The 19,612-nt window shown below is 43.2% G+C and carries 19 protein-coding genes; 5 read left to right on the top strand and 14 right to left on the bottom strand.

Translation table 11 applies throughout. The annotated features are described in order from the left end of the window. Positions 1-96 precede the first annotated feature (96 nt). Positions 97-822, bottom strand: coding sequence for a hypothetical protein (locus tag AC4E8A_RS04455; protein WP_490197089.1), 726 nt, complete (start codon positions 820-822; stop codon positions 97-99). Between the two features lie 709 nt (positions 823-1,531). Here AC4E8A_RS04455 and AC4E8A_RS04450 point away from each other — a divergent pair. Beyond that, positions 1,532-1,906, top strand: a complete 375-nt coding sequence (locus AC4E8A_RS04450; protein WP_490197088.1) for a hypothetical protein — start codon at positions 1,532-1,534, stop codon at positions 1,904-1,906. An 84-nt stretch (positions 1,907-1,990) separates the two neighbouring features. Next, entirely contained in the window at positions 1,991-3,253 is a 1,263-nt protein-coding gene (locus tag AC4E8A_RS04445; protein ID WP_490197087.1) for an erythromycin esterase family protein, read from the top strand. A 34-nt stretch (positions 3,254-3,287) separates the two neighbouring features. Here the strand turns inward: AC4E8A_RS04445 and AC4E8A_RS04440 are convergent, their stop codons facing one another. The 8 genes from AC4E8A_RS04440 to AC4E8A_RS04405 all read right to left on the bottom strand — a co-directional run bounded on the left by AC4E8A_RS04440 (position 3,288) and on the right by AC4E8A_RS04405 (position 11,006). After that, positions 3,288-4,706: a sensor histidine kinase gene (locus AC4E8A_RS04440; RefSeq protein ID WP_490197086.1), complete on the bottom strand. Its 1,419-nt coding sequence runs from the start codon at positions 4,704-4,706 to the stop codon at positions 3,288-3,290. Continuing rightward, positions 4,696-5,400 (bottom strand): winged helix-turn-helix domain-containing protein, encoded by a 705-nt coding sequence (locus tag AC4E8A_RS04435; protein ID WP_490197085.1) that lies wholly within the window; start codon positions 5,398-5,400, stop codon positions 4,696-4,698. Before AC4E8A_RS04435 ends, AC4E8A_RS04440 begins: the two co-directional genes overlap by 11 nt. A gap of 151 nt (positions 5,401-5,551) precedes the next feature. Next, the gene (locus tag AC4E8A_RS04430) at positions 5,552-6,421 is read right to left on the bottom strand and encodes a hypothetical protein (protein ID WP_490197084.1); all 870 of its coding nucleotides are present in this window, start codon (positions 6,419-6,421) and stop codon (positions 5,552-5,554) included. 137 nt (positions 6,422-6,558) lie between these two features. Further along, complete coding sequence (locus AC4E8A_RS04425; RefSeq protein WP_490197083.1) at positions 6,559-7,437, bottom strand: foldase protein PrsA; 879 nt, start codon at positions 7,435-7,437, stop codon at positions 6,559-6,561. Between the two features lie 85 nt (positions 7,438-7,522). Continuing rightward, entirely contained in the window at positions 7,523-8,797 is a 1,275-nt protein-coding gene (locus AC4E8A_RS04420; RefSeq protein WP_490197082.1) for a S1C family serine protease, read from the bottom strand. 321 nt (positions 8,798-9,118) lie between these two features. Continuing rightward, positions 9,119-9,745 carry an NUDIX hydrolase gene (locus AC4E8A_RS04415; protein ID WP_490197081.1) on the bottom strand — a complete coding sequence of 209 codons (627 nt, stop codon included), beginning with the start codon at positions 9,743-9,745 and terminating at the stop codon, positions 9,119-9,121. Positions 9,746-9,764: 19 nt separating this feature from the next. After that, entirely contained in the window at positions 9,765-10,211 is a 447-nt protein-coding gene (locus tag AC4E8A_RS04410) for a threonine/serine exporter family protein (RefSeq protein WP_490197080.1), read from the bottom strand. A gap of 33 nt (positions 10,212-10,244) precedes the next feature. After that, positions 10,245-11,006 carry a threonine/serine exporter family protein gene (locus AC4E8A_RS04405; RefSeq protein ID WP_490197079.1) on the bottom strand — a complete coding sequence of 254 codons (762 nt, stop codon included), beginning with the start codon at positions 11,004-11,006 and terminating at the stop codon, positions 10,245-10,247. 236 nt (positions 11,007-11,242) lie between these two features. On the opposite strand from AC4E8A_RS04405, the gene AC4E8A_RS04400 reads away from it, so the two are divergent. Continuing rightward, positions 11,243-12,388: an IS4 family transposase gene (locus AC4E8A_RS04400; RefSeq protein ID WP_490195193.1), complete on the top strand. Its 1,146-nt coding sequence runs from the start codon at positions 11,243-11,245 to the stop codon at positions 12,386-12,388. Positions 12,389-12,490: 102 nt separating this feature from the next. Here AC4E8A_RS04400 and AC4E8A_RS04395 read toward each other — a convergent pair whose 3' ends face one another. The 4 genes from AC4E8A_RS04395 to AC4E8A_RS04380 form a co-directional block, all read right to left on the bottom strand. Continuing rightward, entirely contained in the window at positions 12,491-13,357 is an 867-nt protein-coding gene (locus tag AC4E8A_RS04395; RefSeq protein WP_490197078.1) for a carbohydrate ABC transporter permease, read from the bottom strand. After that, the gene (locus AC4E8A_RS04390; protein WP_490197077.1) at positions 13,357-14,397 is read right to left on the bottom strand and encodes a carbohydrate ABC transporter permease; all 1,041 of its coding nucleotides are present in this window, start codon (positions 14,395-14,397) and stop codon (positions 13,357-13,359) included. The genes AC4E8A_RS04395 and AC4E8A_RS04390 overlap by 1 nt, the downstream gene beginning before the upstream one ends. Before the next feature lie 86 nt (positions 14,398-14,483). After that, positions 14,484-15,779 (bottom strand): ABC transporter substrate-binding protein, encoded by a 1,296-nt coding sequence (locus AC4E8A_RS04385; RefSeq protein WP_490197076.1) that lies wholly within the window; start codon positions 15,777-15,779, stop codon positions 14,484-14,486. A gap of 12 nt (positions 15,780-15,791) precedes the next feature. Next, on the bottom strand, positions 15,792-16,016 hold the full coding sequence (locus AC4E8A_RS04380) for a hypothetical protein (protein WP_490197075.1): 225 nt from the start codon (positions 16,014-16,016) through the stop codon (positions 15,792-15,794). An 87-nt stretch (positions 16,017-16,103) separates the two neighbouring features. Here AC4E8A_RS04380 and AC4E8A_RS04375 point away from each other — a divergent pair, with 87 nt between their 5' ends. Then, the gene (locus AC4E8A_RS04375) at positions 16,104-16,964 is read left to right on the top strand and encodes an STAS domain-containing protein (protein ID WP_490197074.1); all 861 of its coding nucleotides are present in this window, start codon (positions 16,104-16,106) and stop codon (positions 16,962-16,964) included. 15 nt (positions 16,965-16,979) lie between these two features. Continuing rightward, positions 16,980-17,792, top strand: coding sequence for a metallophosphoesterase (locus AC4E8A_RS04370; protein ID WP_490197073.1), 813 nt, complete (start codon positions 16,980-16,982; stop codon positions 17,790-17,792). A 180-nt stretch (positions 17,793-17,972) separates the two neighbouring features. On the opposite strand, the gene AC4E8A_RS04365 is transcribed toward AC4E8A_RS04370, so the two are convergent. Further along, entirely contained in the window at positions 17,973-19,247 is a 1,275-nt protein-coding gene (locus tag AC4E8A_RS04365; protein ID WP_490197072.1) for an aminotransferase class I/II-fold pyridoxal phosphate-dependent enzyme, read from the bottom strand. Between the last annotated feature and the right edge of the window lie 365 nt (positions 19,248-19,612).

Here is a 19,612-nt window from a genome sequence, read left to right as displayed (position 1 = left end):
AACGCGTTAACGCAGCCGGGGACTGTCCCCGGCTGCGTTAATGTACTAAAGTGTTCATTTTCACACAGAAAAAGACGGCGCCACGTCCGTCTTCCCTCATCCCACGCTTAACAGCAGGATGACATATGCAATCCCGCCAATCGTAAACGCCCAGAAACTGCTTTGACGCTCCTGCGGGATCTCCTCTTTCAGTACATTCAAAATAATACTTCCTGACAAGAAGGCAAACAGAAGTGCAAGTATGGCTTCGGGAACCTCTGTCAAAGTTCCGATTGCCCATCCGACTATAATGGCAGAAGCCAGAATCCAGCGTCCTTCCCTGTCATACCTGTCCTTATGGTGCTCGCGCAGACCAAAATCGACCACGATAAAATGAAGTGACATTGCCATTCCATACAAGAGCAGGTTCAACAAGCCGGACTCCTCCCTGTGAACAAGAAGATATCCTATCAACCCGTTATAAACAAAAAATGAACTGATATGCACCCAAAACGCTGACTTTTTTGGCTTATTTTCAGAGTCGGTGCTTTTCTTCTTAGAATCCTGGACTGCTTTTTCCAAGCCATAGAAAATAATAAGACCGAGCATAGCGATCAAATATGCATGCAGTTCAAGAAATGATAGGATCTCAGCCGATTCCGCAATCGATTCCTGATGCTCCTTCAACTCTGGAAGAATATGAATAAATACATATGCGACAGACACACCGCCGGCAATGGAAAGAAACTTGCTTCTCGGGATTGATTCCAAAAACACCATCCTTCTGGCAGATACATGCACAACCGCCAGGATCAGTGCCAAAATCAATGGCATCCAATTCATATGTGTGCCTCCTTTCTGCTGTCTGTTTTCCCTTTATTCAGGCGGGGTAATCGTAGGGAATCTTGTGGCATAAATGTAAGTCCGTTTAGAAGCAGTTAGGTCCGGGAATCAACCCTTAAGAAACTCTCTTGACTGATGATTAGTTATCGAAAGATCTAGCAAAAAGAGATCATTACAGACAGGTTTTTGATGAACAGCACGAGGCTTTTTGACATGCAGGCCAAAACCATTTGTCCCGGCCAGGCTGAACTGGTGATACTTCTTCTTGGTTACCAAAAGGTGAAATTAAGATTGTCGCAATCTCTTAATGAGGAAATCCGAGGACCATGAACGATAGGATACTTTTTTCTGCAGAGAAAAAGCTTAAATATTAATCTGAACATTGGCCTTTGTAACCGGCTGCCCTTTGGATAAAGCTCTCTTATTGGTCAAATGCGGCATCACAAAAGAATATTTCTTTTTTATTTGCACTATACATTCTTTTTAGATTTAATAATGCATTTTATAAACCTTTTTGAGTGAATGAAGTAGGTATGCGTTCAACTTGAAAGTTATGCACCAAGCAGGCAATCTCACCTTATTTCTCCTGCAACCCTCAGCCTATTTCCACATTTATCCCGTTTACCTTCCTACGATTTAGACTAATTACATACTACAGACTTTTTTAATGGGGCAAGCTAGCAATATCAATCGATAAAGGACTGACGTTATGGAAAAACCTCAGTTTGATTTACTCAGTGAAGCGCAGCAGTCGCAAATCAACGAGCAGGTAGGCGGAATGACGTTCACGAAGAATTTCCGCTCGCCGAGTGCGGAGGAGTGGTACGTGTTCCTCCCGGATTACTCAGATCCGCGGTCAGGCGGTGCGGCTGGAAAGGTGATCATTCATTATGATCTGCTTGGAAATAAGGATGTGTTCATCAATACGACGGTCATTTGGGATGACCCGACGCTTCATGAACCGGATCAACATCATCTTGTTTATGCTGTTGGCGATGAACTTGTCAATCGGCTCGTCGGTTATGCCGCAACTCTTCTTTCAGTACATGCAGGCGGAAACAGTTATGACGCGAAATATCATTAAATTCTAAAACACGGTGACGCGTTAAAGTAACAGGGGACTGTCCCCCATCGCGGTGACGCGTTAAAGCAATGGGAGGTCATAGGAATGAATGAGTCTACTATTCAATCAATAAAAGAGTATTCAACCGACTATAAGTCAGATAGCGATCTTGATCGAATCATCAATGAAATTGGGGACTCCCGGATTGTGCTTCTTGGTGAAGCGTCACATGGGACTTCCGAATATTATAAAATCAGGGCTGCGCTTTCAAAAAGGTTGATTGAGGAAAAAGGGTTCAACATCATTGCAGTGGAAGGAGACTGGCCTGCTTCGCAAAGTGTCAATAGATATATTAAAGGGTATGACGAAACGCAAAATCCGCGTGAAGTACTGCAGTCCTTCAAACGCTGGCCGACATGGATGTGGGCTAATGAAGAGGTGGCCGGACTCATTTCCTGGCTTAAGGAATACAATTCGAACACCGACCCAAAGCGGAAAGTCGGCTTTTATGGAATTGACGTGTACAGTCTTTGGGAATCAATGGAGGAAGTCATCAGCTATTTAGAAAAAACGGACTCACCTGATCTTGAGAAAGCAAGAAAAGCATTTTCCTGTTTTGAACCTTTTAATCGAGAGGCTCAGGAATATGCCGTTTCAGCCGGCTTCCTTGGCGACGACTGCACGGAGGAAGTCATCCAGCTGCTTTCCACCATCAGAAAGAATAAAGACCATTACACGAGCGACCATGAACAGGAGCTGAATCTTGAAGTGAACGCAATGGTGGCAGCCAATGCAGAGCATTACTACCGTGCGATGGTGACCAACGATGAACAGTCCTGGAATGTCAGGGACGAGCATATGGTCGAAGCCTTGAATGCAGTCATGAAATCGTACGGAGAAGATGCCAAAGTGATTGTTTGGGAGCACAATACCCATGTCGGCGATGCGCGCGCAACAGATATGATGGAAGCAGGCATGACAAATGTCGGCCAGATCGTCCGTGAACAGAACCCCAAAGAAGATGTTTATATTGTCGGCTTTGGAACGCACAGCGGTTCCGTGATCGCCTCTGAGGAATGGGGAATGAATCTGGAAAGAATGACAGTGCCTCCAGCACGGAGAGGCAGCTGGGAAGATGCGATGCACCAAGCCGGAGACCATAACCAGATTTTGATTTTCAATGAAGAAAACCGGAAAAATTTCCACACTCCGCTTGGACACAGGGCAATCGGTGTTGTGTACCGGCCACAGTATGAGCAATATGGAAACTATGTTCCATCCATCATGTCAGAACGCTATGATGCGTTTATTTATGTGGATAAAACCAATGCCCTGCAGCCACTGGAAGTGAGTGAAGTCCTGCTATAAAATCTTTCCATGATAAAAAGGCTGACCCTATGGATCAGCCCTCTTTATTTTCCAGGGGCAGCCTGATGACAAACTTAGTCCCCTTGCCCTTTTCACTGGAAACCTCGATTGTTCCTTTGTGCATCAGCACCAATTGTTTAACGATGGACAGGCCCAGTCCAAATTCTCCATATGGATTATTGGTCCGAGACAAGTCGGCCTTATAGAACCGGCGCCAGATTGATTCAACTTCAACCGGATCCATGCCCATTCCGGTATCCTCGATTTCAATAAAGGTTTCACTATCAGATGACATCCCCCTAAGCCAAATCGACCCGCCATCAGTGAATTGTATGCTGTTCTTGGTAATGTTGATGAGGATTTGAATGAGGCGGTCATAATCTGCGTACACCTTAATGGCGGGATCAGCCTCGATATGAATCTCATTTTGTTTTTCCTCAGCCTGAAAATCAAGCTGCTCCTTAATGACTTCAAGAATATCCAGGAGTGGAACCGTTACTTTCATGATGGAAATCTGATTGGACCTGATTTTTTCATAGTCCAGATTTTCATTGACAAGCCTGATCAGCCGCCGGGTTTCCTGGCTGACCAGCCCGAAGCTTTTCTCCTTTTGCTCTTCAGGAATCATGTCATTGCGTATTCCTTCAATGACACCGCGGATCGTTGTTAAAGGGGTTCTCAACTCATGGGAGACATCTGCCATGAACTGCCTTCTCCGGTTTTCCAAATTATCGATTTCTTCTTTGGAAGCCCTCAATTTAGTGACCATATTGTTGAAATCACCAGCAAGGTCACCAATTTCATCAAAGTTAGAGCTTGGAACATGGACATCGTAATTCCCTGAAGATACAAGGGAAGTCGCGTCCCTGATGCGCTGTATTCGCTTTACATGCAGCTTGGATAAAAACAGACTGAGCAAAAGTGAAATCGCCAATGAAATGAGGACAATATACAGCAAGTATTTATTGATTTCACTCAGCATTTCCCTGGTTCCGCTGATCGGGGAGATAAGAATCAAGCCGCCGGCGAGCTGGTCATTGATGATCCTTGGCATGATGACCAGGGAAACCGCCTGATCAAAGCGGCCGAAATCTTTTTTTAGCGGGACGGTTTCGCCTCTCTCAATCTTTTGCCACTCATCCTCCGTCAGTTCAATTTGGGGATACACACCTCCGCGCGAAAAGGAAACGACTCCATTTTCATTAAAGGTGATTAAATCAATGTCCCTAGCATGAAGCAGGTTGCTATATTGCTCGAGATAAAGGGGCCTTCTCGGACTGGGCCTTTCCAAATCAGATAAAATCTCTTCCCCATAAGAACTCAATTCCTCGACTTTATTTTCATATACAAGGTTTTCGACATATTGGGAAAACAGGGTGCCAAGAATCATAAAGGCGATGATCAGCACGCTCGTATGGCTCAGGAGCAGCTGATAAAGATACCTAATTTTCATTTTCGGCCGCCGCTTCATCGAACTTATACCCTACTCCCCACACTGTATGAAGGTACGGCTTTTCATTGCTGGCAATTTTGTTTCGAAGCCTCTTGATATGGACGTCGACTGTCCGTTCATCTCCATAAAAATCATATCCCCATACCCGCTCCAGCAGCTGTTCTCTAGAGAATACCTGGCGCGGATGCTGTGAAAGATAATAGAGAAGGTCAAATTCCTTTGGCGTGAGATTGGTAAGGGGGACGCCTTTGAGCAATACCTCCCTCGTTTCCTTACTGATTTGAAAGTCAGCTGTTGATACATCCGGGGTTTTGGAAGCATTATCTTTTTCACCTTGATACCTGCGGGTGACTGCGCGGATCCTTGCCATCAACGCAAGCGGTGAAAAAGGCTTTGTGACATAATCGTCTGCTCCCAGTTCCAGCCCAAGAACCTGATCAGACTCACTATCTTTTGCAGTCAGCATAATGATCGGAATATTGGTTCCCTCCTCCCTGATTTTCCGGCAGATTGTCACACCGTCCATTCCTGGCAGCATCCAATCCAAAATCACTAAATCCCATTGACCCTCTTTATAACGCTGGAATCCTTCCGTTCCATCATGAACAAATTCCCCCTGAATTCCTTCTTTTATAAAAAACATTTCCAGCATTGAAGTGACACTCTCATTGTCCTCTACTACCAGTACCTTCATCCATATCGTCCTTTCCCGGTTAACGCTTATGATTCTATCTAAATTATAATATTATTTTTCGATTTCTTCTAACAGTTTTCCCTTGGGGGCTTTCTTAAAACAATACGAAAAACCCCCGCTATGGGCGGGGATTTTCCTGTAGACGATTGGTTTATAGTGTCTCTTCTGAGTCTGCTGCTGATTCGTCTGTGTTTTGTTCAGCCTCTCTGTCAAAACCTTTTCCATGTCCTGGCCCGTGGTGGCCTCTTTTTCCTCCATGTAAGAAGAAACCTTTATCCTTATTGAATGGGAAGATATCCAGTTCTTTCGCTTCAGCGGCGTGGTCTGTCATGATTTCCTTCATAAGTTCTTTTGTTGATTTACCTTCTGTGTCAATGCCCAGCTCTTTAGCAGCTTTCAGGATGGAAGCATCAAAAACTTCCTGCTGCAACTCGTGTGAATCCTTTCCTTCTGTTTCAATTCCCAGTTCCTTCGCCTGCTTTTGCAAAGCAGCATCTCTTACCTCATCTGCAAGTTCTTCCAATTCCTTGCCCTCAGTCTCAACTCCCAGCTCTTTGGCTTCCTGTTTCACCAAGGCCTCTCTTACCTCCTGGGCCAATTCGTCCTGTTCTTTTCCTTCAGTGGAAATGCCAAGTTCTTTTGCTTTTGACTCAATCTGTGCCTGGCGGATTTCTTCCATGATGGTGTGGTTGTCTTTTCCTTCTGTTTCAATTCCCAGGTCTTTTGCTTTTTTCACAAGCTCCGCTTCCATGACTTCTTTGGCCAGTTCACGAGTATCCTTATCAGCTGTGTCAATTCCCAGGTCTTCAGCTTTTTCCTTCAATTGCGTTTCATCTAAACCGAATTTTCCATGTCCCCCGCCATGATGGCCTCCGAATGCAACAGCTTTTCCAGCGCTGGCAGCGGCTGAATCGTTTGATTGTGCTGGATCATCCTCTGCTGCAAAAGCTGGTATTGCTCCAAAAATCCCGACAGCAAGTGCACCTGTCAATACATAAGTAAGTCGTTTTTTCTTGATCATTTTAGTTTCCTCCTTTTTTGGCTAAAGCATTGAATCCCTTTATGTAACTGACATTGAAGAGAATCGGTGCTTTGCAATGTCAGTATCTCCAGAAGTTGTTTCCAAACTGTGAACAATCCATTTCCGGAACATGAATTTTATAAAAGATTTTCGATTTTATAGTCTTCTTTTTGTTCTTCTAACCAAGTCGGGTATTCTGTTTGCAGAGCCTGGTCAAACAGAATATCTTTGATTTCCTCTTTATGGTCCTCTAGAACGGCTTCCTTGGGCTCTTTTTTATCTGTCACCTCGATGATATGATACCCAAATTCTGTTTTTACCGGGTCGCTTATTTCTCCTTTCTTCATAGAAAAGGCCGTTTCTTCAAACTCTGCAACCATTTCGCCTTTGGCAAAGAAGCCCAGCTCACCGCCGGATTCAGCGTTTGAAGTGTCAGTAGAGTATTCTTTTGCCAGTTCTGCGAAGTCCTCTCCATTATCCAGCTTTTCCTTCACTTCTTTCGCTGTCTCTTCCTCTTCAACTAAAATATGGCTGGCCTCTACCTGCTCTTGTTGAGCAAAGGAATCTTTATTCGTCTCAAAATACTCTTTGATTTGATCATCCGTAACTTCGACTCTGTCCTTAAGTAATTTCTCAGTTAACAAATACGATTTGATATTAGCTTTCACACTCTCAATGCTTGCTCCGCTGGAGGTGACTGCCTGATTGAATGCCTCTTGGTCTCCATACGTATCTTTCAACTTCTGCAGTTCTTCTTCTATTTCACTTCCTTTCACTTCTATATCCTGTTCATTACTTTCCAGTTCAACAATTTTGTCGGCAATCAGCGTGTCCAGTGCAGCTTCTCCATACTGATCCACCAGCATTGTGTAAAGATCATCCTTGCTGATGGCCTTATCCCCTACCTTTGCGACAACTTCCTCTTTAGAAAAAACAAAGCCGGTAATGATCAGGCCCACTAGTACAACACTTCCAATTAAACTTAGTAATTTGATATGATTCTTCTTTTTATTCACTTTATCGCTCTCCCTTTACTTTTGCTTTTTTTCTTCGGTGCGCTGGTACAAATCTGGTTTGCATCAGGCACCTCTCTATCCGTTTTTAGTTAATCATTTCATTGCTTGTCAGTGTCAATGTGATATTCATTTTCTCGGCTCCGCGGTAGACTGTGAGATCAATCTTATCTCCCACTTTTAAGCCAGAGTATAACTGCCTTCTCAAATCTGCAGGTGTTTCCACTGCTTCACCGTTTAGCTCCGTTATGACATCTCCCGCTTTGATTCCGGCTTCTGCTGCTGCTGATGTTTGATCTATATTGGCAACAATAACACCTGCCTGCACTTCATTCGGCAGTTCCTGAATATAGTTGCGCGGCACATCTGCCAGGCTTGTCATGCCAATCCCGATATAAGGACGTTCAACTTTTCCTGTTTTAATGATTTCGTCAACAATCGGCTGGAACTCTTTACTTGGTATCGCGAACCCAAGGCCTTCCACTCCGGAAGTCGAGATTTTCAAGCTGTTTATTCCAACCAGCTCACCTTTTGAATTAATTAAAGCACCGCCGCTGTTCCCAGGGTTGATAGCTGCATCTGTTTGAATGACGTTCAACTCTGATTCCCCAGCAGAAGTGGGGACAGAAATCGTCCGGTCTACCGCACTGACAATTCCCTGAGTGACGGTTCTCGATAAATCAAGCCCAAGCGGGTTTCCAATTGCAATCACCTGTTCTCCGGCACGAAGTGAACTGGAGTCCCCGACATTTATCAACTTGTCCGCATATTTAGCATCAATTTTCACAACGGCAAGGTCTGTCAATGGATCGGCACCAATCAGCTCTCCCTGCGTTTTTTGACCATCATAGAGGGAAACCTGGATATTTGAAGCATCTTCGATTACATGGTTATTTGTAATGATATAGGCATAGTCACCCTCTTTCTTGAAAAGGACACCTGATCCTGTTCCTGCCTTCGCTTCTTGTGATCCCCCGGTGTATGGATTGCTTTGCTCCTGGTAATTTTCAATGCCGACTATTGCTTTAGACGCGTTTTCAACGATACTTGTAATATCCCCTTCGGTGGATACGTTGGAAGCGTTCAGCGTTGAAGCAGCCGGTGTTTCGGCCTGCTGGGTAACGCCTGCACTATCCTGGACACTGTCCCGGGCAAGGTTTTGATAATAATCTGTTTGCGGCAATACTGTCAGCGTAAGGACAGAACCGATGATACCTGCGCCAACCGTTTGAAGCAGCCCTCTTCCTCTTGGCGCTTTCTTCGGCTTTTCAGATCTTTGTCTTTCTTCATTGTTCATATTCACTTCTGTTTCTTTGACTTCAGTATCCTGAATTTCATCATTGCGATTGTTTTGATCAAACATACTGTTTCCTCCTATACGTTTCTATCGATTTATAATCGTTCGTTTATATCCTGGGAGTTATGTGATGTGTCATTCTTGGTGCTTGATTACATAGTAAAAGGTAAATATTACGAAATTATTAACAATCTATGTACAGGATGGGAAGTTTTTAAAAAGGCTGGAAAAGAGCAAACGCTTGGCACCTTAAGAAACACCCGTATGAAGTCTGTTCTTGTACCATCTTTTTGGTTTGCCTCATGACTCAAGGCATAGGAAAAAAGGGTGGTGTGGGATATCCAATAGAAAACATAAAAAAAACCGCCGATTTGGCGGTGGGATTGGTTACTTTCGATAATTTTTCCGGATATGCCCGAGCACATTTTTATAATATGAATCTTCATGAGGGACAAAATCTGCTTTTCGGACTTCTAGATTATTGATCTCGCTTTTTTCATCATCAACAATCCTGAATCCCTCCAATTCAACGGATTCCATCTTATTCGTAAGCAGCTTTTCAAATAGACTGAGCTCCAACCTGAAAATACCCGATACCTCTACTGTCTGCAGAGAAAAGTCATCCATTGTTCCAGGAAACTCATAAAGGAAGAGATTGGCTCTTTCTCTATCAATAAATTCTCCCATTATCACTTCGTAGGGAATGACGCCTATCGGAAGAAGTTCTTTGTATCGGACTTCTATTCCAGTCTCTTCCCTCACTTCCCTGATGCCGTCTTCAAGTGACTCGTGTGAAAGAATATGCCCGGCAGCAGTGATATCCAGCAGATTGGGATAGTCTTTCTTCTCCTTGCTCCGCAGCTGAAAGTAGAGGAAGCACTTTTCCTTTTCTTGTTTTATGAACCAGCAATGAAAGGTTTCGTGCCAGTACCCTTGGCGATGAACTTCATCCCGTTCAGCGGTGCCAATGGGATTTCCCTCACGATCAAAGATATTCAATGTTTCTATTTCCATACTCGACCTCCACGTCTGCTCAGCTTTTCAATGTACTGAGTTTTCTGTTTCTTATCACCTGATTAATCACTTCTGAGAAGATGAGGCCGATGGCAATCGAACCTGAAATCATGAATGCCTTGGCAGCCAGGCTGATAGCGGCGTTGTAATCATTTTGCACAAAATTCCTCATTGCATCATAAGCCATCCCCCCTGGAACCAGCGGAATGATGCCTGCGACACTGAAGATGATGACAGGTGTTTTATAAAATTTTGAAAAAATCTGGCTTAGGACTGCTATTAAAAATGAAGCGGTCACCGTGGCGAGGACGATATCCATACCATTCATCGTCATCACGATATAGATGATCCACCCGAACATCCCGACACTGCCGCATTTGACCAGCGACTCTTTGGGAGCATTAAAAATAATGCCAAAAGCTGCGGAAGCAATGAAGCTGGTGATGATTTGTTCAATTATATACATTCTGCTGATGGCCTCCATTCAGAAAATCTTTCCTCATACAAATGTAAAAACAATGGCAATTCCCGATCCGATGGCAAACGCTGTTAAAAAAGCTTCTGCACCTTTGGATAAACCCGAAACAAGGTGCCCTGCCATCAAGTCCCTGACGGCATTGGTGATGAGGAGTCCCGGCACCAGCGGCATGACAGAGCCAATGATGATTTTATCCAGTTCCAATCCTGATCCTGTCCAGACAAAGCCCAAGGCAAGCATCCCGATTGTAAAAGAAGCGAGAAACTCAGAAAAGAATTTAATCGGTACGACCTTATGAAAATAGATCAGACTGAAAAATCCGGCTCCACCAGTGATGACCGCCGGCAGAAAGTCATGCCAGCTTCCCTGGAACATGATCAGGAAGCATCCGCTGGCCATGGCTGCCGCTAAGATTTGAATGTTAAAAGGAAACGGCATGGTAGCAGCATCTGCCTCTTCCAACAGCTGATAAGCCTCATCAATGGAGATATCTCCGCTGCTGATGCGCCTCGAGATGCTGTTCACCACTGTCACCTTCTTCAAATCTGTCGTCCGTTCTGAAATCCTGATCAGCTTGGTTTTCGTAGGCTCAGATGTTTCAATTGAAAAGATAATGCCGGTTGGCGTTACATAACTATGGGATTCCTTAATCCCGAATGAGGCAGCTATCCTCATCATTGTGTCTTCCACCCTGTAGGTTTCCGCCCCGCTTTGAAGCATGATTTTTCCCGCGAGAAGACAAACCTCCATGATGTCATATCTAATTTCCATCTGTTTTTCCATTCATTCACTCTCTCCAATAATGACCTTTGAATTATGTAGGTACAATTCTAAAGGAAAGCACATAGTAGAAGCAATATAAATATAAGCTTTAGCGCTTTAAAGCAGCCGGGGACAGTCCCCGGCCACGGGTGTTGATTAACCATAATATGTAAAATAAACGGTTTCATTAGACAAAAAAAACCACTCTCTTTTAAAATGATTGTTACCGCTAACAACACAAAAAGGGAGTGGTTTCATTGACTAACTTTAACAAACTTTCTGAAATCCTTCAAACCATTATTACGGATGAAGAAGTGGCAAATCTTTGTGAGAAATGGGGCTATGAAGACAAAGCTAGGAAGTTATCTGCCCACGATTTGATACATTTTTTTGTTATTTCTTCTGCGAAAAAATGGGAAGGATTTCGAGATGCCGAGACCAAATTGCCAAAGGAAGAAAGTTTACCTTCCGTTGATCATTCTACCCTCGCCAAAAAAGCCCAAAGAGTTCCTTATCAAATTCTACAAGAATTATTCTCCCGTATCGTTAAGCGCTTAGGACGAAGAGTCCGTCGCGCCCTATTTAAACCCTATAAGCTATTTGCCGTTGACTCCACCACGATCACTTTCCAACACCCAGACATGTGTTGGGCGGGTTACACCCGTACCCGCCACGCTATTCGTCTTCATACAAAATACGATGTGGAGGAAGGTCAGCCTACTCAAGTAGTCCAGACAACTGGACGGCATCACGATGTCATGGTGGCACCCAAACTCTATGAAGATCCAGAGCCACTCTCCATCATCACCGCTGACAGAGGATATGCAAGAACAAGTGACTTTCAGTGTTTACATGACCGTGAACAGTACTTTGTCATTAGAGTGGCTAAGTTCTTCTCCCTCTCGGAAGAGAAGGAACACAGTGTATCACTTGAAACTGAAGGCCGTATTAAAAAAGACATGACAGCCTTTATTGGAAAAGGTTCCCGAAAGACAGAGGATCGCTTCAGACTAGTTACATTCACGGACAACGAGGGGAACCAAATAAGAGTGGCGACGAACCTTATGATGATGTCTCCAGAAGACATTGCTTATATCTATAAGCTTCGTTGGCAAATCGAGTTATTTTTCCGTTGGGTAAAAGGAAATCTGGACCTTTCCAACCTGTTTGGATTTTCCCCCAACGCTGTTTATAGCCAAGTATTTGGCACTCTTATCAGTTATTTTATATTACGCAGTATTTATAATGATACAAAAGAAGAGTGGGCCATCTTGTATGATTACACTTTCATTGAATTTACTCGCCGTTACCTGGCACGCACCCTACCTGTAGAGGTAAGTTGCGCAATCAAATCACGGTTGGGAAGAAGGGGAAGTCTGTTTCAATCATCTGGAAAAATATAGCTAATCAACACCCGTGCAGTCCCCGGCTGCTTTAAAGCGCTAAAGTAATAATGAAGAAAAGAAGAAGCTGCCGGTTCGGCCGCTTCTTCTTTTCTTGGCTGTTTATTTGATTCCGCCGGAAATATTGGATCCTTCGATGAAGTGCTTTTGGAAGAAGAAGAAGAGCAATACGACCGGTGCAAGAACCATCACGGACATTGACATCAAATAATGCCATTGAGTCTGCATCTGCCCTTTAAATGTCTGAAGGCCAATCTGCAAGGTGTAAAGACTTTCATCATTCAAATACAAAAGCGGTCCTAATAGATCATTCCATGCTCCATTAAAGGAGAAAATCGCCACTGTAATCAAGGCCGGCTTGGTCAGCGGCACCATTATATGCCACCAGATCTGGAAGTGATTGGCCCCATCCAAAACAGCTGCATCCAGCAATTCATTTGGAATGGTAAGTGAAAACTGCCTCAAAAGGAAGATGAAAAATGCGCTCCCTAAGAAAGAGGGAACAATCAAAGGAAGATACGTATTGATCCAGCCCAATTTTGAGAACAGGATATATTGAGGCACCATGGTAACAAATCCCGGAATCAACATGGTGGAAAGCACCAGGACGAATAACATATTCCTGCCTTTAAATTGGATTTTTGCAAAAGCGTACGCCACCAATGAGTTAATGAACACACTTCCGACTGTACCGATCACAGCAATCAATAATGTGTTAAGTGTCCACCTGGTAAAAGGGGCCGTCTGCCAAGCTTTAACATAGTTTGAAAACTGAAAGCTCTCCGGTAGGAATGACGGCGGAAACTGCGCAATCTCCTGCGGTGTCTTTAAGGATGTTGAAATCATCCACAACAAGGGGGAAAGAATGACGACACTGCCGGCAATCAATATAAAGAGAATCACCCATCCATGGAGTTTCTCCCTGAATTTCTTCGATTCGCGTAAGCTGACCTTCTGCGTGTTCTCCATTACTTTCTGTCCCCCCCTTCATAGTAAACCCATTTCTTACCGAACTTCAGGTTGATAAAGGTTAAGACCAGGACGATCACAAATAAGAACCATGCCATTGCCGTTGCGTAACCCATATCAAAGATTTCGAAAGCATTATTCCACATATGGAGATTGTAGAACAACAGTGAATTTGCCGGGCCGCCGCTTCCATTATCTGTCATGACATAGGCCTCCTGGAAGATTTGGAAAGCACCGATCGTACTTGTGACGATATCAAAGAAAATAATTGGTGTAATCATCGGCAGGGTGATATAGAAAAATTTATGAAAGATACTTGCTCCGTCAAGTTCTGCCGCTTCATACATTTCCTTGGACACACCCTGGAGGACGGCTAAATAAAGCAGCATTCCTCCACCCACACTCCATAACTTCATAATAATCAGGGAAGGCTTGGTCCATTCCGGATCAAACAGCCATGCAGGCCCGTCAATGCCAAACCAGGCAAGGAACGTATTGATCATCCCTGTACTGGGACTTAGCAGCTGCATCCATAAGAAGTACACCGCTACCCCCGATAAGATGGAAGGGAGATAAAAAACGGTCCTGAAAAATTTCATTCCCCTTACCTTCTGATTCAACAGCACTGCTAGGAGAATAGCTCCTGCGGTTGTTGCCGGTACTGAAAATAATACGAAGTAAAGTGTATTCCATAGTGATGTTAAAAACATTTCATCAATGGTAAACATTTTTTTGTAATTATCGAAACCAATAAAGTTCATCTTTGATGTGATGTTATAATCTGTAAAGCTTGCGGCTAATGAAAACAGCATTGGTCCCAATGTCAGCCCCAAAAATCCCAGCAGCCAAGGACTGATGAACAAATATCCGAAAAGATTATCCTTGGCTTTCTTGGAAATCACTCTTTTCTTTACAGGCATTGAGACGATCCTGCTGCCAGCATCATTTTTTCTCCTTAGCTTCGCTTTGCCGGAATGCAAACCGGCGGTTCTGCCTGATTCTGTCGAGTTTGATATTAATTCTGCGTTGGACCCCTTCATAGGATTACCCCCCCTTTTTATTAAACCGAGTGCAAGTATTGTGCTGGACCAAAAGAGAGAAGGAATCCCTTCTCTCTTAGCGGCATTTACCTTTTCATTTTTTCAACAGCATTCTGTGCCGCTTCCAATGCCTCTTCAGCATCAGTTTCTCCCATCATGAATTGATCAACCTTAGGATTCATCAAGTTTTGATAGTCAGGATATTCTACCGGTGTCGGCGTTAAGATTGTCGTATCCAGGTTATCAATCGTTGCTTGATATACTTCTTGATCTTTTCCTTCAAGTTCAGCGGCTGCTGCCTCTGCTGCTTCAATATTCGCCACATTATCAAAGTTCTGCATAGCCCAGTACTTTTGAGCTTCTTTTCCTGTTAAATACTTAATGAATTCAGCCGCTGCTTCAGGATTATCGGAGCCTTTTGGAATTTCCGCAACGAATCCTCCACCGCTGCTCCAATGTTCATCATCTTCACTGTAGGCAGGTACTGGAGCTACCCCAAAATTCATATCAGGTTTGAATTCTTTGATTTGCGTGTAATTATTACCTACATTCACCCACATCGCGATTTTACCGCTGATAAACGGATTCGCCTGCTGATTTTGGAATTCGGCTTCAAAGGTCTGAACGGTTTTCTCGCCAATCCTGTCTTTCCATTGCTTGACCCATTCCAGAGCTTTCACTTTCCTTGGCGTATTGATCATGACCTCGCCATCCTCAACAAAGTTCTTGCCATTGTCCGCGCTTACCATCCAGGCATCGGATCCTACGCTTCCCCATAGAGGATAGAAGCCAATGCGCTCATAATCACCGCCGTTCTTCTTGTCAAGCTTCTTCGCATACTCTTCTAGCTCGTCCCATGTCTTAGGCGGCTTTTCCGGATCAAGGCCTGCTTCTTTGAACGCATCTTTATTATAGAAAAGCAGCCGGGTGTCTGTATTAAAAGGAACCGCATAGGGCTTTCCTTCATATTCGACCGTTTCCCATAAATGAGGGTAAAAGTTGTCTTTAAATCCTTCATCAAAATATTCACTTAAATCTTCCGCCTGGTTGTTTTCTGCACGCTGGGCAACGGAGTTGATGTCATTGATGATGACGTCAGCCGGGTCGCCTGCCGCAATTGATGCCAGATTTTTCGTCCAAATGTCACCCCAAGGCAAATATGTATGTTTTACAATAATTTCATCTTGAGATTCATTAAAATCCTTTATAATCTTTTCAATAATCGGCTTTCTTGTTTCCGATCCCCAGAATGTCCAAAAATCGACTACCTTCTTGCCGTCTTCAGTAGTCCCTGCTGCTGCTTCTTCATTTCCGCAGCCCGCTAAAACGCCTGACAGAAAAAGAAGGAAGGAAAGAAGCAGAACCAAACTTTTTTTCCTCACTGATAACTCCCCCTAAACTTGATTTTCTTTTACAAAAGCATTACATATCGTTACTGCTTCTTCTTCTACCCCGGTTCTTCTTCTTCTTAAACATAATTCTACAAAAACTTTTATGGAATTTTCTGAAATTGTCGGTTTCTGACCAGGCCATGATTGTATAAACATTAAGAGGAACCTTTCTATACCAAGTGATGCAGCACATTCAGCCGGCATAACGCTTGACATAAGTTTTTCCATTAGTTTACTGTTTTTTTATATCGATTATATTCCTTTGCCTGACTTATTTTTAAAAATAAACTCATCCTATTTAGACAAGGAGCACTTATGAATAAAAAAACAGAGTCTCTAAGTAATTTTTTGATTGAGAATATTGCATCATTTACCGAAGATTGGCTGAATTATCAAGATATCCGGGCAGGTTCTCATTACTCGCCGGATGCACCTGCTGATGTGATGGAAAAAATGAAGGAGAATAACGGGAAATATGTTAAGCTCATCGCCGAATCTCTACTTCAAGAAGAAGACGAGATGAAAAAATGCATCGCATGCTGGACTGAACAAACAGCTTCAGAAAGAGCAAACTCAGATACTTCCCTGACAGAAGTGACCCGGAATGGCGGTATTTTCAGGATGCTGATAGTGGATTATATAGAAAAATTCACTGAGCAGACAGAACACGATATTTCCCTCAAAGATCTCATGGAGTGGGTCAAGAAGCTAAACAGGACATTCGATTATGTCATGGAAACGTTTACGGATAACTTTCTGGAGATCCTCTTAACCAGATTATCCTCCCAATCCAATTTGATTAATGAGCTGAGTGCCCCTGTGATCACACTTACTGATGATATAGGTCTTCTCCCTATCATCGGGGATATCGATACCGCCAGGGCAAAAAGCATATTGGAAACCACACTGCATCAAAGTACCCATGCAGGGATCTCCTACTTGATCATCGATCTATCTGGTGTAGTTATGGTCGATACTATGGTTGCCCATCAGATTTTCCAGCTCATTGAATCGCTCAGCCTTATCGGAGTCGAAACAACATTGACAGGCATTCGTCCCGAAGTTGCCATGACTGCTGTCCAGTTAGGGATTGATTTCTCAGACATTCAGACCGAGAGCACACTGAAGCGGGTTATTCATACCTTTGCCAAGAAACTGGACAGCAGCCTTGTTTAATGGGGGAGTGAGGGATTGAAAAGGATAGTCGCAGTTGGAGCAGGGTTATTCATTCTGATTGGTTTTCTTCATTGGCAAAATAATTCCATCATGAAGACAGAAATGACTCTCCGCTATGAAAAGCTCCCAGCGGAATTTGATGGTTATAAAATCATTCAGCTCTCAGACCTTCACAGCAAATCTTTTGATCCTGATCAGAAGGCTGTATCTGATAAGGTCCGTAAGGCTGAGCCAGATATCATCTTCTTCACTGGAGATTTGGTGGATAGTGAAGATTACGATGAGAAGGCAAGCCTTAAGCTTATGGAACAATTAAATCTGATAGCCCCCGTTGTCTTTGTCACCGGTAATCACGAGTGGTGGTCTGGAAGATATTCAGCTTTGGAGGAACAGCTGATCGATAATGGGATCACGGTTCTTCGAAACGGGAATCTGGAATTAAAAAGAGGGAATGAGAAGGTTACCATTTTAGGGATTGATGATCCGGCCACGGGAACTTCAATTGAAGATAATTTGAATTCAGCTTTTAAAGGAACTTCTGATGGCTTTAACATTCTATTGGCCCACAGGCCTGAGCTGTTTTCTGAATATCAGAAATTCCCCATTGATCTAATTTTTTCAGGACATGCGCATGGCGGACAATTCCGCCTCCCGCTGGTTGGAGGGATTGTGGCTCCGGACCAGGGATTTCTCCCCAGGTATGATGCCGGGGTGTTTCAAGCGGAAGGATCAACACTTATTGTAAATCGGGGTTTGGGCAACAGCATTATCCCTCAAAGGCTTTTTAACAGACCTGAGATTATTGAAGTCACACTGAATTCCAAATAAATATATAAGCCTTATGGACATTCCTTATGGCTTCGCCTTGTAGACGATGTCTGTTATGAACCATATCTACAGGTTTTTAAAAATTAACAAACCCAGCTTCAACCAAATGGTTTAAGCCGGGTTTGTCTACTGTCTGAATACTTCTCATGAAAGAGAAGCATTTTTTCATTTCTTCCATTGTCACGAATTAGAATAAATACGGTCTACATCTTTTAAATTGATATCCAGCTGCATCTTTTGTTGATCGCGGAGTTTACGGAATACATCTACCGTAAAGCTAATTTGTTCATCACTATGAGCGGCGGTCGGGATGATTCGGAACATCAACATCCCTTTTGGAATCACAGGGTACATGACAGCCTGCAAAAACACTCCATTTTCTCTTAAGAATTTTATCCAGGGAAGACCGATAGAAAGATCGCCTCCAGGCACATAAACAGAAAGAATCGGTGAATCTGTTTCTGCCACAAAATATCCAAGATTTTTAAGTCCGTCTGTCAATTTCGTCGATACTTCGAATAACCTATTACGGTTCTCATCTCCTGTTTTGACAATTTCTACTGTTTTATGAAGACTTTTCACATAAACCATCGGAAGACTTTTGGCAAAAATTTGCGTTCTCGCATTGTATCGAATCCAGTCGATAACGTCTTGATTAGCTGCTGCAAACCCGCCTATGGCTGTAAAAGCCTTCGCAAAAGTGGCCAGATAAATATCGACTTGATCCTGAACACCAAAATGTTCAGCAGCCCCTTTTCCCGTCTTTCCCATCACGCCAAAACCGTGCGCATCATCAACAAACAATCTTGCCCCGTATTGTTCTTTGAGTTGGCAAATCTGATCGAGTTTCGCAAGATCCCCAGTCATACTGAATACACCTTCTGTTAATACCAAAATGCCGCCTTTACGTGTTTTATTGACTGTTTTTAATAATTTTTCCAAACTATTCATGTCATTATGCCGGAACACCCGGATGTTTCTAGGATTCGATACTGCAAGTTTTGCCGCATCGACAATAGAAGCATGACATAATTTGTCCATGATGATCACATCATCTTTGCCAACAAGGGAACTAATTGTGCCGATAATGCCTAAATATCCGAAGTTAAAGAGAATAGAGGCCTCTTTATCCGCAAATTCAGCAAGTTCTCTTTCTAGCGCTTCATGTTCTCGCGTATTTCCACTAACCATACGGCATCCCATTGGACCGCTAACACCCCATTCAGCAGCTGCTTCAACAGAAACATCCCGGATTTCAGGATGATTGGCAAGACCTAAATAATCATTGGTTGCCCACATCACTTTTTCTTTCCCGGCATATTGGATCGTGGGACCTGGGATAGAATCAATAACGGGAGAAATAAAATAATCATCTCCTGAAATCCTGAAATCACCGAAATATCCTTCATTGGTTTTGCATTTATCAAAAATATCTCTGTATGCCGTGCTATTCATGATAAAATCCCTCCTAAAAGTATGTAGTCCTTTCTTATTCACTATAACAAAAAAAAGACAAAAATTTACTTAATTGTACGATATTTCAAAAAATAAAAAACACTTACTTACCTAAAGGACATTGAAGCCACACGAATTAGTTCCCAATAGCACATGAGCATCAGTGGTACTCCATAAGACTTTTCTTATTGCTATTTATGACATTAATCGTTCTTTCAACTCCTCCTTCATACAGTTTTTACCTCTTTAAAAATGGTTGTGGCTGAACATATTAATAATGGTCAATCGACCTATCTAAGGAGGTAATTGTAATGAAGTCCAAGCTAAAACTTTTTATGGTAAGCGCACTAGCACCCCTGATTATG

It is taken from the genome of Bacillus sp. SRL337 (assembly GCF_984799155.1).
The sequence above is the reverse complement of the archived record's forward strand: the minus strand, read 5'-3'. Positions and strand labels throughout refer to the sequence as shown.

Bases quoted from the DNA above. Each gene is read 5' to 3' on its own strand.
- AC4E8A_RS04405 (WP_490197079.1), bottom strand. From the start codon at position 11,006: ATGGAAAAACAGATGGAAATTAGATATGACATCATGGAGGTTTGTCTT.
- AC4E8A_RS04410 (WP_490197080.1), bottom strand. From the start codon at position 10,211: ATGTATATAATTGAACAAATCATCACCAGCTTCATTGCTTCCGCAGCT.
- AC4E8A_RS04430 (WP_490197084.1), bottom strand. From the start codon at position 6,421: ATGATCAAGAAAAAACGACTTACTTATGTATTGACAGGTGCACTTGCT.
- AC4E8A_RS04445 (WP_490197087.1), top strand. From the start codon at position 1,991: ATGAATGAGTCTACTATTCAATCAATAAAAGAGTATTCAACCGACTAT.
- AC4E8A_RS04455 (WP_490197089.1), bottom strand. From the start codon at position 822: ATGAATTGGATGCCATTGATTTTGGCACTGATCCTGGCGGTTGTGCAT.
- AC4E8A_RS04395 (WP_490197078.1), bottom strand. From the start codon at position 13,357: ATGGAGAACACGCAGAAGGTCAGCTTACGCGAATCGAAGAAATTCAGG.
- AC4E8A_RS04435 (WP_490197085.1), bottom strand. From the start codon at position 5,400: ATGAAGGTACTGGTAGTAGAGGACAATGAGAGTGTCACTTCAATGCTG.
- AC4E8A_RS04415 (WP_490197081.1), bottom strand. From the start codon at position 9,745: ATGGAAATAGAAACATTGAATATCTTTGATCGTGAGGGAAATCCCATT.
- AC4E8A_RS04380 (WP_490197075.1), bottom strand. From the start codon at position 16,016: ATGGAAAAACTTATGTCAAGCGTTATGCCGGCTGAATGTGCTGCATCA.
- AC4E8A_RS04420 (WP_490197082.1), bottom strand. From the start codon at position 8,797: ATGTTTGATCAAAACAATCGCAATGATGAAATTCAGGATACTGAAGTC.
- AC4E8A_RS04365 (WP_490197072.1), bottom strand. From the start codon at position 19,247: ATGAATAGCACGGCATACAGAGATATTTTTGATAAATGCAAAACCAAT.
- AC4E8A_RS04450 (WP_490197088.1), top strand. From the start codon at position 1,532: ATGGAAAAACCTCAGTTTGATTTACTCAGTGAAGCGCAGCAGTCGCAA.
- AC4E8A_RS04375 (WP_490197074.1), top strand. From the start codon at position 16,104: ATGAATAAAAAAACAGAGTCTCTAAGTAATTTTTTGATTGAGAATATT.
- AC4E8A_RS04440 (WP_490197086.1), bottom strand. From the start codon at position 4,706: ATGAAAATTAGGTATCTTTATCAGCTGCTCCTGAGCCATACGAGCGTG.
- AC4E8A_RS04390 (WP_490197077.1), bottom strand. From the start codon at position 14,397: ATGAAGGGGTCCAACGCAGAATTAATATCAAACTCGACAGAATCAGGC.